Raw genomic sequence first — 12,473 nt, 5'->3', positions numbered from 1 at the left:
CCGGCCAGGGCCGAACGTCTCTGCCCACGACGGCGACCTCCGGAAAGGCTGTGGACAGATCTGATCAGACCTGATCACAGAGCCGTAACCCGAAGGAGCGAGCATGCCGACGTACCTCACCCCGGGCGTGTACGTGGAGGAGGTGCAGTCCGGTGCTCGCCCGATCGAAGGGGTCGGCACCGCCGTCGCCGCGTTCGTGGGCTTCGCCCAGAGCGGCCCGTTCCACGAGCCGACCCTGGTCACCAGCTGGGACCAGTACTCCCAGCGGTTCGGCGGCTTCGGCGAGGGCACCTACCTGCCCCACGCCGTCTACGGGTACTTCGCCAACGGCGGCGGCGCCGCCTACGTCGTCCGCATCGGCGGACAGGCCCAGGACTCCTCCGCACCGGCCGCCGCGGGCTCCGTCCCGCAGCCCCGCGCCGCGGAGCCCGTCGAGCTCGGCGGCTTCGTCCTCACGGCCCGGCCGGGCGTCACCGGCGTGTCCGTGGAGATCGCCGACTCGGACGGCGAGAACCCGCCCGAGGACCGCTTCAAGGTCCTGGTCCGCCAGGGCGAGCAGGTCGCCGAGACCTACGAGGTGTCCGCCCGCAAGAACGTCAAGGGCTACCTCGTCACCCAGGCCCGCGCCTCGAAGCTGATCGAGGTCACCGAGCAGCGGGGCGCGGCCCAGACCCGGCCCGCCGCGCAGACCGTCGCCGTGCCCGACGCCCCCGCCGCGTCGCCCGCCCCGGCCGGCCGCGACGGCGTGGCCCGGCTCGACCCCGCCGAGTACGTCGGCGACTCCGCCGCCCGCACCGGGTTCGCAGGCCTGGAGACCATCGACGAGATCACCATGGTCGCGGTCCCGGACCTGATGAGCGCCTACCAGCGCGGCGACATCGACTCCGAGGGCGTGCGCACCGTACAGCTCGCGGTGATCTCGCACTGCGAGCAGATGGGCGACCGCGTGGCCGTCCTGGACACCCCGCCGGGGCTCTCCGCCCAGCAGGTGCGCACCTGGCGCAACGACGAGGCGGGATACGACTCCCGCTACGCCACCCTCTACTACCCGTGGGTGAAGGTCTTCGACCCGGCCGCCGGGCGCAACACGACCGTCCCGCCGAGCGGCCACGTCGCCGGCGTGTGGGCGCGCAGCGACGCCGAGCGCGGTGTCCACAAGGCCCCCGCCAACGAGGTGATCCGCGGCGCGGTGGACCTGGAACTGCGCCTGAGCAAGGGCGAGCAGGACCTGCTCAACCCGATCGGCGTGAACTGCGTACGGGCCTTCCCCGGCCGGGGCATCCGGATCTGGGGCGCCCGCACCCTCTCCTCCGACCCGGCCTGGCGCTACCTGAACGTGCGCCGCCTCTTCAACTACCTGGAGGAGTCCATCCTCCTGGGTACCCAGTGGGTGGTCTTCGAGCCCAACGACGACCGGCTCTGGTCGAGCATCCGGCGCAACGTCACCGCGTTCCTCACCGAGGAGTGGCGCCGCGGCGCGCTGTTCGGCCGCACGGCCGCGGAGGCGTTCTACGTCAAGTGCGACCGGGACAACAACCCGCAGGAGTCGATCGACCAGGGCCGCGTGGTCTGCGAGATCGGCGTGTCGCCGGTCAAGCCCGCCGAGTTCGTGGTCTTCCGGCTGGCCCAGTTCTCCGACAGCACCAGCCTCATCGACGAGTGACCCTCCGGGGCAGCAGCAAGGAAAGGTGAAGGACAGTCATGGCAGAGGGCGATGCTCTTTCCACCCATATCTTCGGCGTACAGCTCGGTGGTTACCTGGTCGAGTCGATCCAGGAGATCAGCGGCCTGACCGTCGAGGAAGAGGTCGTCGAGGTCCGCCAGGTCAGCGCGGAGGGCAAGCAGATCATCCGCAAGCAGCCCGGCGCCCGCCAGGCCGGCGAGGTCACGATCACCCGGGGACTCGACAAGAGCAGCGAGTTCACCAAGTGGATCAAGGAGACCCTGAACAACGGGGCCGTCGACACCGCACGGCAGAACCTCACCATCGAGATCAAGGACTCCACGGGCGCGACCGTCCGCCGCATCCAGCTGATGCAGGGCTGGGCCTCCAAGTGGGAGGGCCCCTCCCTCAAGGCCGGCGAGTCCGCCGCGGCCACCGAATCCGTGACCATCGTGTTCGAGGAGATCATCGTCGAATGAGACGTCGTACGGTGACGGCAGGAAGCCTGGAGGAGATCCTCCAGGTCACGGCGCCCACGACGGCCCCGGAGCAGGCGGCGGCGCCCCCGGCCGCCGCCGCTCCGGCGGCGCGCGAGGACCACGGCCTGCGGACGGAGTTCGAGTTCGAGCTGCCGCGCGGGTACGTCGACGAAGCGGGCACGCTGCACCGGCACGGCTCGATGCGCCTGGCCACCGCCCGCGACGAACTGCGCCCGCAGATCGACCTGCGGGTCAAGGAGAACCCGGCGTACCTGAGCGTGGTGCTGCTCAGCCAGGTGATCACCCGCCTCGGCACCATCACCGACGTGCACGCCGGGATCGTCGAGCGGATGTACGCGACCGACGTCGCGTTCCTCCAGGACTTCTACCGGCGCGTCAACAGCGAGGGGCACACCCGCGCGGCGGTCACCTGCCCGCACTGCGAAGGCGGCTTCGAGGTCGACCTGTCCGGTGGGCGCCTGGGGGAATCGTGACGTACGCCCTCCCCCGACTGAAGGAGGAGATCGCGTACATCGCCTACCACTTCCACTGGCAACGCGACGAGATCCTCGACCTGACCCACGGCGAGCGCCAGGAGTGGGTCACCGAGATAGCTCGAATCAACACCCGTGTGAACGAAGGCGGTTGAACGCATGGCATGGCGGGACAGGCTGCGTCGGCGCACCGCCGTGCCGGAGGTCGCGAGCGGCCGCGGAGCGGAGCCGTCCGCGCCGGGCGCGTCGGCCGCACCGGAGACCGGGGTACCGGAGACCGGAGTACCGGAGACCGGTGTACCCGGCGACTGGGACGGTGGCTGGCGCATGACGGCGCGGCCCGTGCTGACCGTGTCCCGCGCGGCCATCGGCGTCAGCGACGGGCTGGCCTTCCGGTCCGGCCTGGCCGCGTGGCGCGACCCGTCGTTCGACACCGGGCTCGGCCACGCCGTGCTGCCGTCCGCCCCGGCCGGTCTCGTACGCGGGGTCACCCGCCCCGCCGGAGCCGGCCCCGCGGCCACCGCCGCCAGTGGCGGCGGCCCGCTGCTGCTGCGGGCACTGCGGCAGCCGCAGGAGGCGGAGCCGCCCGCTGCGGGCCACCCCCCGCAGATATCGGGCGGTACGTCGTCCCGTCCGAGCAGCCCGGGCAGCCCGGGCACGCGTGGCGCGTCCACGCACTCCGCGGCCGTACTCGGCACGCCCGCTCCCGCCGTACAGCGGGCCGCGGCGACGGGCAGCGGCGCGGCCGTTCCCGCTGCCGCGCCCGACCGTGCGCCGACGCCTCCGACGTTCCCGCTGATCCGCCGTATCGCGGTGGTCCCCGACGCATCGGCGCCCCGGGGAGCGTCCGCCGGGGGTACCACCCCGTCCGCTCCGCCCGTGCAGCGGTCCGTGTCCGCCCCTGCGGCCGCGGGAGCCCGTCCCGGCCGCACAGGCGAGGAGACGCCCGCCGCGGTCCGGCCGCGCGCGGTCGGCCGGACGCTGACCGTCGCCCGGGTCCCGGCCACGCCCAGGCGCCGCGTGCCCGCCGTCCGCCCCGCTCCCGTACACACCCGGGGTGCTTCGGACACGCCCGTGCAGCGGGCGGCGAGCCGCGCACCGCTCGGCACCCCCCTCACCGAACTCCCGCCCGCGGCCACCCCGTCGGACGACCCCGCAGCGACCCCCGCGCCCACCCCGGCGATGCCGATGGTCCAGCGCCAGGCCGACCCCGACAGCGCAGGGCCGCAGCCCGCCCCGGCGAAGCCCACGGTCCAGGGCCGGGTCGAGACCTCGGCCGATCGGGCCAACACGCCCGACAGCAGTGGGCCCCAGCGCACCCCGCAGCGCCAGGCGGAGCCGGCAGCCGGGCCGAACGCGCCCGCGCAGCGCGCGGGAAGCCGGCCGCCGCTCGGCGCCCCGCTCACCGAACTCCCGCCCACGGACCGCCCGGCGGCAGCCCAGGCCCCTGCACCCACCCCGGCCATGCCCATGGTCCAGCGCCAGGCCGAGCCCGACAGCGATCGGCCGAAGCCCTCCCCGGAGCACCGCCACGCCGAGCCCACGGCCGGGCCGAGCGCGCCCGCGCAGCGCGCGGGAAGCCGGCCGCCGCTCGGCGCCGCGCTCACCGATGTGCCGCCCACGGCCACCCCCTCGGACCGCCCGGCGGCAGCCCAGGCCCCCGCACCCACCCCGGCCATGCCGATGGTCCAGCGCCAGGCCGAGCCCGACAGCGCAGGGCCCTCCCCGGAGCACCGCCCGGCGCAGCGCCACGGCGCGCGGGAAGCCGCCCGCCGCTCGGCGCGCCCCTCGCCGAACTCCCGCCCACCGCAACCCCGGCGGGCCGACCCGCACCCACCCCCGCCATGCCCATCGTCCAGCGCCAGACCGAGCCCGACAGCGCAGGGTCCTCTCCGGAGCAGCGCGCGGGAAGCCGCCCGCCGCTCGGCGCGCCCCTCGCCGAACTCCCGCCCACCGCAACCCCGGCGGGCCGACCCGCACCCACCCCCGCCATGCCCATGGTCCAGCGGGCCGAGCGGGCCGAGCGGGACAGCGCGGGGACGAAGCCGTCCCCGCAGCGCCACGCGGAGCCCACGGCCGGGTCGGACGTGCCCGTGCAGCGGGCGCGCAGCCGCGCACCGCTCGGCGCGCCCCTCACCGAACTCCCGCCCACGGCCACCCCGGCGGGCCGAACCGCGCCCGCCCCGGCCATGCCCATGGTCCAGCGCCAGGCCGAGCCCTCGGCCAGTGGTGTCGCCGAGCCCACACGGCGGTCCGCGCCGCGGGTGCGCACCGGCCTCGGCGCGCCGCTGACCGCGCTGCCGCCGAGCGCGGCGCCGCCCGTTTCCCCCTCGTCCCGGGCCCGGGCGGCGGCCCGGCCCATGTCCCACGCCGACATCCAGCGCGCACTCGCGGCCGGGGCCGCGTCGACACCGGCCGGCCGCGCGCCCGTGCTGGGGTCCGGCGCCGGACAGCCCCGTACGACCCCATCCGCCGCGCCCTCCGGTTCCGCTCGCCCGGTTCCGCTGGTCGTCGCCCGCTCGGTCACCGACGAGACCGCGGGCGACGCCTCGACGACGCCCTCCGCGCCCCGCGCGCTCCAGCTCCTGGCGGCCCGGCCGCTGTCCCTCGGCACCCGTGACATGGGGAGCGCGGCCGCGCCCGCCCCCCGCCCGGCGGGCCGTCCCGTGGTGGCAGCGCGCTGGCCCGCCGCGTCGAGCGCATCGCGGCAGGTCCAGCGCGCCGCGGTGGACGGGCCGTGCGGCGGCCACGGCGCGCGCCCGCCGCACGTCGTGCGCCCGGCGCCCGGCCCGCGTACCGCGCCCGCGTCGGCCCCCGCCCGCGCCGCGGCCACCCCCCTGCCCGTGACGAGCCCACAGGCACCGCCGGTCGTGGTGCAGCCGGCCCCGGCCGCGTCGCCGGCGCGGCCCGTACCCGTCGTACGCCCCAGGACACCGGCCCCCGCCGCCACCCCGGCAGCGGCCGCCACCGCGCCGACGGCAGGCGTCCCCCACGCGGCGGGCCCCCCGCCGGTGCAGCGGGCCCCGGTCGGCCGGAGCGGCCCCGGGCCGACCAGCCACGGGCCGAGCGGCGGCGGCGGTGCCAAGTCCGTCCCGGCCGACCGGCACGCGGCCCCACAGGTCCCCGACGCCGACCTGGACGATCTCGCGCGCCGTCTGTTGGATCCGGTCTCCCGCCTGCTGCGCACCGAGTTGCGGCGCGGTCGGGAACGCGCGGGCCGGCCCTTCGACGGCCGTCGCTGAGACCACGTAGACGAGAAACGGACGACGGACCGATGACGGACAACATCTTCGCGACCAGCGTGTTCTTCCGGCTGGCGATCGGCGGCAACGACCTGGGCGCCTTCCACACCTGCTCCGGCATGGGCGCCGAAGTCGAGATGGAGAGCTACGCCGAGGGCGGCAACAACGGCTTCACGTGGCAGCTGCCGGGCCGCGTGACCTGGTCGAACATCACCCTCACCCGGCCCGTCACCGCCGACACCGCGAAGATCGGCCGCTGGCTGGACGAGACGCTGCGGCGGGTCGAGCCCAAGGACGGGGAGATCGTGGCCCTGCGGCCCGACCTCAGCCGGATCATCAGCTGGCAGGTGTTCGGGATCGTCCCCGTGCGCTGGCAGGGGCCCTCCTTCGACCCCGCCAACTCCGCCGCCGCGGTGGAGACGTTGGAGATCGCCCACCAGGGCCTGCTGCCCTCCTGACCCCCCGGCACCCCGCCCGCCGCCCCGCCCACGACCGTCCTGTCCCTCGCCCCCGCTCCGGAAGGGAGTCCACGCCATGGCCTCATCGGCACGCGCCAGCCGCGCCAGGGCCCAGCTCACCCTCAAGGAGCCGCCGACCTCGGTCGGGGCCAAGCCGGGTGGGACGATCGCGAAGCTCGGCCTCCAGTTCAACCCCTCGACCCTGCAACTGGGCAAGACCACCGAGTGGCGGCGCTCCCCGTCCCGGATGGCGGGGCAGTCGGCGCTGCCCGAGTTCGTGGGCAGCGGTCCGCGCACGCTCAGCCTGGAGGTGTTCCTGGACGCCACCGCCACCCACGACAACTCCGTGGAGCAGGCGGTGGAGAAGCTGATGAAGGCGTGCGTGCCGACCCCCGCCAGCCTCGGCCGCAAGAAGCCGGCGAGCCCCTGGGTGCGCTTCGAGTGGGGCAGCGCGCGGACGACGTCGTTCGACGGGGTCCTGTCGAACCTGTCGGTGTCGTACACGCTCTTCGACGTGGACGGCAAGCCGCTACGGGCCACCTGCTCGCTGTCCATCGAGGAGGCGAGCGTCGACCCGCCGGGCCAGAACCCGACCTCCGGCGCACGCACCGCCCGCAGCACGCACATCGTGGTGGCGGGCGACAGCCTGGCGATGCTCGCCTGGCGCGAGTACGGCGACGCGACGGCCTGGCGGGCCATCGCGGAGGCCAACCGGATCGACGACCCGATGGCGCTCGTCCCCGGCACCGAACTCGTGGTGCCGGCCCTGCAAGACCAGCACGGCGAGGAGGAGCAGCGGTGAGCGGATCAGAATCCGGAGGCCGGTCGTTCGCGGCCGACCCGATCGTGGAAGCCCCCGGCGAACTGCCGCAGATCTGGGCGGCGCAGCTGGTGAGCTGTGTGGTCGACGAGAACGTGGGCCTGCCGGACACCGCGGTGCTCACCTACCGCGACCCCGACCACGAGTTCCTGCGCGCCACCGGCATCACCATCGGCTCGCCGCTGCGGGTGTCGGTGATGACCGTGAAGGGGCAGGCGCGGGAGCGGCTGTTCAACGGCGAGGTCACGGCCCTGGAGATCGACCGGGACCGCACCGGCTCGTTCACCGTCGTGCGCGCCTACTCCAAGGCGCACCGCCTCCAGCGCGGCCGCAAGGTCGTGGCGTACCGCAACATGACGGCCGCGGCCATCGTCCGCAAGGTGGCCGCCGGAGCGGGCCTCGCCGTCGGGAAGGTGGAGGCGGCGCCGGTGACGTACAAGCAGCTGTCCCAGGCGAACGTCTCCGACTGGGACTTCCTGCAGTTCCTCGCGGGCGAGAGCGGCGCGCAGGTGCGCGTCGACGACAAAGGACTGCTCCAGTTCACCCGGCCCGTGAAGGCGTCCGGGGCGCCCGCCCCCTCGACGTCGGCCGTGCGCAACCCGATGGTCCTGGAGTACGGGAGGAACCTCCTCGCCCTGCGGGCCGCGCTGTCGGCCGCCGACGGCGCCTCCAAGGTGCAGGTGCGCGGCTGGGACGTGACCACCAAGCGGCCGCTGGTCGCCGAGCAGCCGTCCGTGGTCAGCGACACGGTGGTGCCGGGCCTCAGCCCCCAGTTCGCCGCACGCTTCGGCAAGTCCGTCGTGGCCGTCACCGACACCCCGTACCGTACGCAGGCCGAGACCGCGGCGGTCGCGAAGGCGGCGGCGGACGAGGTCAGCTCCGGCTTCGGCGAGCTGGAGGCCGTCGCCGAGGGGAACCCGCTGCTGCGGGCGGGCAAGGCCATCGCGCTCGGCAACGTGGGTCAGGCCTTCTCCGGCCGGTACACGGCGACGGCCGTGCAGCACGTCCTGGAGCCGCACGGCGGCTACCGCACCACCGTGTGGGTCAGCTCCAGCCCCGACCGCTCCCTGGCCGGCCTGGTCACCGGCGCCAACGCGCCCGGGCGCGGCCCGCGCATCCCGGGGCTCGCGATCGGCGTGGTCACGGACGTCCGCGAACCGAACGGCTCCCAGCGCGGGGCGGTGCGCCTGAAGTTCCCCTGGCTCGACGACACGTACGTCACCGACTGGGTGCGCACCGTCCAGTGGGGCGGCAAGGGCGGCGGCGGCGTGGTGAGCCCCGAGGTCAACGACGAGGTGCTCGTCGGGTTCGAGCAGGGACTGCTCGACAGCCCGTACGTCCTCGGCGGGCTCTACAACGGTGTGGACCAGCCCTCCCCGCACGACGTACCTCTGATCGACAAGACCAGCGGGAAGGTGAACCGGCGTTCGGTGGTGTCGCGTTCGGGCCACCGCGTGGAGCTGCTCGACGCGGCGGCGCCGGGCCCCTCCGGGCTGCGGCTGGTGACCGGGGACGAGCGGCTCGAAGTACGCATGGACGACCGCAGGGACCGCATCGAGCTCACCGTGTACGCGGGGCGGGGGCGCCCGCTGACCTCGGTCCTCCTGGACAAGAACGGCATCACCCTGGACGCCCGGCGGGGCACGGTGAAGGTGTCCGGCCGCCAGGTGGACATCGACGGCACCGCCGGGGTCAGCATCGGCGGCCGCTCGGTGAAGGTGAACGGAACCGCCGACGTCACCGTCAACGGCGGCCTGCTCGCCACCCTCAAGGCCCGGCTCATCCGGATCAACTGACCCCCCTGCCCCCCGTCACTCGCACCATGACCGCTTCCCCCGAGGAGGACCCGATGCCAGCCGCAGCCCGTACCGGCGACCCCACCAACCACGGTGGCCGGATCGCCACGCCACCGCCCGGCGCCGCCGCGTCGGTGGCGACGGTGCTGATCGGCGGCCAACCCGCCGCCGTCGTCGGCAGCCTCCACGTCTGCGTGGTCCCGCCGCACGCCGCACTGGGCCCGGGCAACGTGGTCATGCCGAACCCGGCCGCGCTCGCCACGGGCACGGTGCTCATCGGCGGGCTGCCCGCCGCCCGGGCGCGCGACCAGACCTCGTGCGGCGCGATGATCCTCACCGGCGCCCCCACCGTCCTGATCGGCGGTGTGTGATGAGCGAACGGTTCATCGGGCGCGGCTGGGCGTTCCCCCTGCGGGTCGGACCGACCGGCGGGATCGCCATGGTCGAGCGGGAACGCGAACTGGAGGAGGCCATCCGGCTGGTCCTCGGCACCGCTCCGGGCGAGCGGCCGATGCGCCCCGAGTTCGGCTGCGGCATCCACGAGTACGTCTTCGCCCCCGGCGACGGCGACACCGCCGGGCGGATCGCCCAGCAGGTGCGCGAGGCCCTGGAGCGCTGGGAGCCCCGCATCGCGGTCGACGAGGTCGTCGTGGCCTTCGACGCCGTCGAGGCGGGCACCCTCTACATCGATGTGCACTACACGGTGCGCACCACCAACGACCGGCGCAACCTGGTCTTCCCCTTCTACACGATCCCCTCCGAGGAGGGGGCCGAGGAAATGGTCGCGGACTGATGGCCCTGCCCTCCCCCAACCTGGACGACCGCCGGTTCCAGCAACTCGTCGACGAGGCGAAGCGGTACGTGCAGCAGCGCGCCCCGGAATGGACCGACCACAACGTCTCCGACCCGGGCGTCACCCTGATCGAGACGTTCGCCTACCTCGTGGACCAGCTGCTCTACCGGCTGAACCGGGTCCCGGACAAGAACTACCTGGCGTTCCTGGACCTGTTGGACATCCGGCTGTACCCGCCGTCGGCGGCCGTCGCCGACGTCGACTTCTGGCTGTCCGCCCCGCAGCCCGAGACGCTGACGCTGCCCGCGGGCACCGAGGTGACGACCGCCGCCGGCGAGACCGAGGACGCCGTGGTCTTCGCCACCACCGACGATCTGCGCATCGTGCCCAGCGAGTTGACGCGCCTGGTCACCGCACCCCGCACCGGCGAGCAGAGCGACCGCACCGCCGCCCTCGCCGAGGGCCTCGACATACCGTGCTTCCAGGCGACGCCCGAACCCGGCGACGCCCTGCTGTTCGGCCTGCCGACGGCGGTACCGCGCTGCGTGGTCGCGGTGCGCCTCGACAGCCGCGTCGAGGGCGTCGGCGTCGACCCGCGCCAGCCCCCGCTGGTGTGGGAGGCGTGGGACGGCGGCCGGTGGCAGCGCTGCGAGACCGACTCCGACAGCACCGGCGGCCTCAACCGGCCCGGTGAGGTCATCGTGTACGTACCGGCCGGGCACACCGCGTCGCTGATCAGCGGCACCCGCGCCGGCTGGCTGCGCTGCCGGGTCACCGAGCCCGAGCCCGGCCAGCCGTTCTACTCGGAGTCCCCGACCGTGCGCGAGGCCGCCGTCTTCACCGTCGGCGGCACGATGACCGTGGAACACGCCGAGCGCGTGACCGACGTACCGCTCGGCCAGTCGGAGGGGGTGGCGGGGCAGACCTTCCGGCTCGGCCGCCCGCCCGTCCTGCTCGACGGGGAGCCCCCGGTGGTGGAGGTGTCCTCGCCCGAAGGATGGCAGCGCTGGGAGGTGGTGGACCACTTCGGCCGCTCCGCCGCCGACGACCGGCACGTCCGCGTGAACGCCACCACCGGCGAGTTCGGCTTCCCGCCGGTGCTGCGCGAGGCCGACGGCACCCTGCGCGCCTGCGGCGCCGTACCGCCCAAGGGCTCCCAGGTCCGCGTGGCCCACTACCGCACCGGGGGCGGCCCCGCGGGCAACGTCTCCCGCGGCGCGATCTCCGTCCTGCGCAGCTCCGTCCCCTACGTCGCCCGCGTCACCAACCGGGAGGCGGCGCGCGGCGGCGTCGCCGGGGAGACCGTCGACAACGCCAAGCTGCGGGCGCCGGAGACCCTGCGCATGCAGGAACGCGCGGTGACCGCCGAGGACTACGAGATCATCGCCCGCCAGGCGGCACCCTCGGTACGCCGCGTCCGCTGCCTGCCCGCCGCGGACGGCTCCGCCGGCGCGGGCGCGGTCCGCGTCCTGGTGGTGCCCGACGCGGTGGCCGACGAGGGCGACGACCGGCTCCGGTTCGAGCAGCTGATCCCCTCCGACCAGGTGCTCACCGCGATCACCACCAGCCTCGACGAACGGCGCCTGATCGGCACCCGCCTCGTCGTCGAACCGCCCGTCTACCAGGGCGTCACCGTGGTCGCCCGGCTGTCGGCGCCCGCCGCGGACGCCGACCGGGTGCGCGAGGCGGCGCTCGCCGCGCTGTTCCGCCACCTCAACCCGCTGCACGGCGGACCCGACGGCACCGGCTGGCCGTTCGGGCGGTCCGTGCAGTACGGCGAGGTGTTCGGCGTGGTGCAACGCGCCATCGGGGACGTCCTGGTGGAGGACATCCGCATGTTCGCCGCCGACCCGATCACCGGGCGGCGCGGCGCCCCCGTCGACAGGCTCGACATCGGAGCGGGCGCGCTCGTCTTCTCCTACCAGCACCAGGTCGTCGTGACGGAGCCGGAGCCGGGGGTGCGCGGATGAGCCGGGCCGCCGTCCCGGGCCTCCCCAGCCCGCACCCGATCGGCGGGCAACTGCCCGCGCTGTACGCCGACGACGACTTCGCCCAGCGGTTCACGGCGGGCCTCGACACGGTCCTGGCCCCGGTGTTCACCACCCTCGACAACCTGCCCTCCTACTTCGACCCCCGGCTCGCCCCGGCCGACTTCCTGCCCTGGCTGGCCTCCTGGGTGGGCGGCATCGACGACCCCCGGTGGCCGACCGCGCTGCGGCGCGAGGCGGTGGCCCGCGCGGTGGAACTGCACCGCTGGCGCGGCACCCGGCGCGGCCTGACCGAGGCCCTGCGGCTGGTCCTGGGCGTGTCCGCCGAGGTCAGCGGGGACGGCGGGGCCACCTGGTCCCGTACGGCGGGCGCGGACCTGCCGCCTCCGCCGGCCGACGAGGTCCTGATCCGGGTGTGGCCGGGGCGCGAGGGGGAGGCGTACGCGGTCGACGCGGACCGGGTCCGCGCACTCGTCCGCACCCTGTGCCCCGTCCACACGGTCTGCCGCGTGGAGGTCCTGGCCGGGCCGCCCGCGGGTGAAGGAAGGTGACGGCGATGCGTGCGTGTCCCGTGTGCGGTGCGTCCAACGGCGCGACGGACGACTTCTGCGGCAACTGCGGCGCCTACCTCGGCTGGTCCGACCCCACCCCCACCCGAGGCGCGTCCGCCCCAGGCGCCAACGCCGGCTCGGCGGACGCCCCCCAAGACCCCCCACCCCCGGCCCGGGCCACCCCACCGC

At 75.0% G+C, this 12,473-nt stretch carries 12 protein-coding genes and 1 pseudogene; all 13 read left to right on the top strand.

Going from position 1 to position 12,473, the window contains the following annotated elements; genetic code table 11:
- The first annotated feature begins 103 nt into the window (after window positions 1-103).
- Window positions 104-1,663, top strand: a complete 1,560-nt coding sequence (locus IF88_RS0111775; RefSeq protein ID WP_030710069.1) for a phage tail sheath family protein — start codon at window positions 104-106, stop codon at window positions 1,661-1,663.
- Window positions 1,664-1,701: 38 nt separating this feature from the next.
- Complete coding sequence (locus IF88_RS0111770; RefSeq protein WP_030388073.1) at window positions 1,702-2,142, top strand: phage tail protein; 441 nt, start codon at window positions 1,702-1,704, stop codon at window positions 2,140-2,142.
- Window positions 2,139-2,636, top strand: coding sequence for a zinc-ribbon domain-containing protein (locus IF88_RS0111765; RefSeq protein ID WP_030710066.1), 498 nt, complete (start codon window positions 2,139-2,141; stop codon window positions 2,634-2,636). The genes IF88_RS0111770 and IF88_RS0111765 overlap by 4 nt, the downstream gene beginning before the upstream one ends.
- Window positions 2,633-2,791, top strand: a complete 159-nt coding sequence (locus tag IF88_RS47220; protein WP_190184831.1) for a DUF6760 family protein — start codon at window positions 2,633-2,635, stop codon at window positions 2,789-2,791. Before IF88_RS0111765 ends, IF88_RS47220 begins: the two co-directional genes overlap by 4 nt.
- 1,689 nt (window positions 2,792-4,480) lie before the next feature.
- Window positions 4,481-5,878: a hypothetical protein gene (locus IF88_RS0111755; protein WP_158754353.1), complete on the top strand. Its 1,398-nt coding sequence runs from the start codon at window positions 4,481-4,483 to the stop codon at window positions 5,876-5,878.
- A 32-nt stretch (window positions 5,879-5,910) separates the two neighbouring features.
- On the top strand, window positions 5,911-6,336 hold the full coding sequence (locus tag IF88_RS0111750) for a phage tail protein (RefSeq protein WP_030710062.1): 426 nt from the start codon (window positions 5,911-5,913) through the stop codon (window positions 6,334-6,336).
- A 76-nt stretch (window positions 6,337-6,412) separates the two neighbouring features.
- The gene (locus IF88_RS0111745) at window positions 6,413-7,138 is read left to right on the top strand and encodes a LysM peptidoglycan-binding domain-containing protein (protein ID WP_030710060.1); all 726 of its coding nucleotides are present in this window, start codon (window positions 6,413-6,415) and stop codon (window positions 7,136-7,138) included.
- The gene (locus IF88_RS0111740; protein ID WP_030710058.1) at window positions 7,135-8,952 is read left to right on the top strand and encodes a VgrG-related protein; all 1,818 of its coding nucleotides are present in this window, start codon (window positions 7,135-7,137) and stop codon (window positions 8,950-8,952) included. Before IF88_RS0111745 ends, IF88_RS0111740 begins: the two co-directional genes overlap by 4 nt.
- Window positions 8,953-9,005: 53 nt before the next feature.
- Window positions 9,006-9,323 carry a PAAR domain-containing protein gene (locus IF88_RS0111735; protein WP_030710057.1) on the top strand — a complete coding sequence of 106 codons (318 nt, stop codon included), beginning with the start codon at window positions 9,006-9,008 and terminating at the stop codon, window positions 9,321-9,323.
- Window positions 9,323-9,745 (top strand): GPW/gp25 family protein, encoded by a 423-nt coding sequence (locus IF88_RS0111730; RefSeq protein ID WP_030710056.1) that lies wholly within the window; start codon window positions 9,323-9,325, stop codon window positions 9,743-9,745. Before IF88_RS0111735 ends, IF88_RS0111730 begins: the two co-directional genes overlap by 1 nt.
- Window positions 9,745-11,715, top strand: a complete 1,971-nt coding sequence (locus IF88_RS0111725; protein ID WP_030710055.1) for a putative baseplate assembly protein — start codon at window positions 9,745-9,747, stop codon at window positions 11,713-11,715. The genes IF88_RS0111730 and IF88_RS0111725 overlap by 1 nt, the downstream gene beginning before the upstream one ends.
- Complete coding sequence (locus IF88_RS0111720; protein ID WP_030710054.1) at window positions 11,712-12,284, top strand: phage tail protein; 573 nt, start codon at window positions 11,712-11,714, stop codon at window positions 12,282-12,284. Before IF88_RS0111725 ends, IF88_RS0111720 begins: the two co-directional genes overlap by 4 nt.
- A gap of 5 nt (window positions 12,285-12,289) precedes the next feature.
- Window positions 12,290-12,473, top strand: a pseudogene (locus IF88_RS47740) (zinc-ribbon domain-containing protein); the annotation flags it as partial.

The sequence above is a fragment of the Streptomyces sp. NRRL F-2580 genome (assembly GCF_000720115.1).
Taxonomy (GTDB): Bacteria; Actinomycetota; Actinomycetes; order Streptomycetales; family Streptomycetaceae; genus Streptomyces.
Note: the sequence above shows the minus strand (reverse complement) of the source record. Positions and strands in the feature narration are given on the sequence as shown.

Coding starts and splice junctions, on each gene's coding strand:
- IF88_RS0111730 (WP_030710056.1), top strand. CDS start 9,323: ATGAGCGAACGGTTCATCGGGCGCGGCTGGGCGTTCCCCCTGCGGGTC.
- IF88_RS0111750 (WP_030710062.1), top strand. CDS start 5,911: ATGACGGACAACATCTTCGCGACCAGCGTGTTCTTCCGGCTGGCGATC.
- IF88_RS0111735 (WP_030710057.1), top strand. CDS start 9,006: ATGCCAGCCGCAGCCCGTACCGGCGACCCCACCAACCACGGTGGCCGG.
- IF88_RS0111725 (WP_030710055.1), top strand. CDS start 9,745: ATGGCCCTGCCCTCCCCCAACCTGGACGACCGCCGGTTCCAGCAACTC.
- IF88_RS0111765 (WP_030710066.1), top strand. CDS start 2,139: ATGAGACGTCGTACGGTGACGGCAGGAAGCCTGGAGGAGATCCTCCAG.
- IF88_RS0111770 (WP_030388073.1), top strand. CDS start 1,702: ATGGCAGAGGGCGATGCTCTTTCCACCCATATCTTCGGCGTACAGCTC.
- IF88_RS0111745 (WP_030710060.1), top strand. CDS start 6,413: ATGGCCTCATCGGCACGCGCCAGCCGCGCCAGGGCCCAGCTCACCCTC.
- IF88_RS0111755 (WP_158754353.1), top strand. CDS start 4,481: ATGCCCATCGTCCAGCGCCAGACCGAGCCCGACAGCGCAGGGTCCTCT.
- IF88_RS0111775 (WP_030710069.1), top strand. CDS start 104: ATGCCGACGTACCTCACCCCGGGCGTGTACGTGGAGGAGGTGCAGTCC.
- IF88_RS0111720 (WP_030710054.1), top strand. CDS start 11,712: ATGAGCCGGGCCGCCGTCCCGGGCCTCCCCAGCCCGCACCCGATCGGC.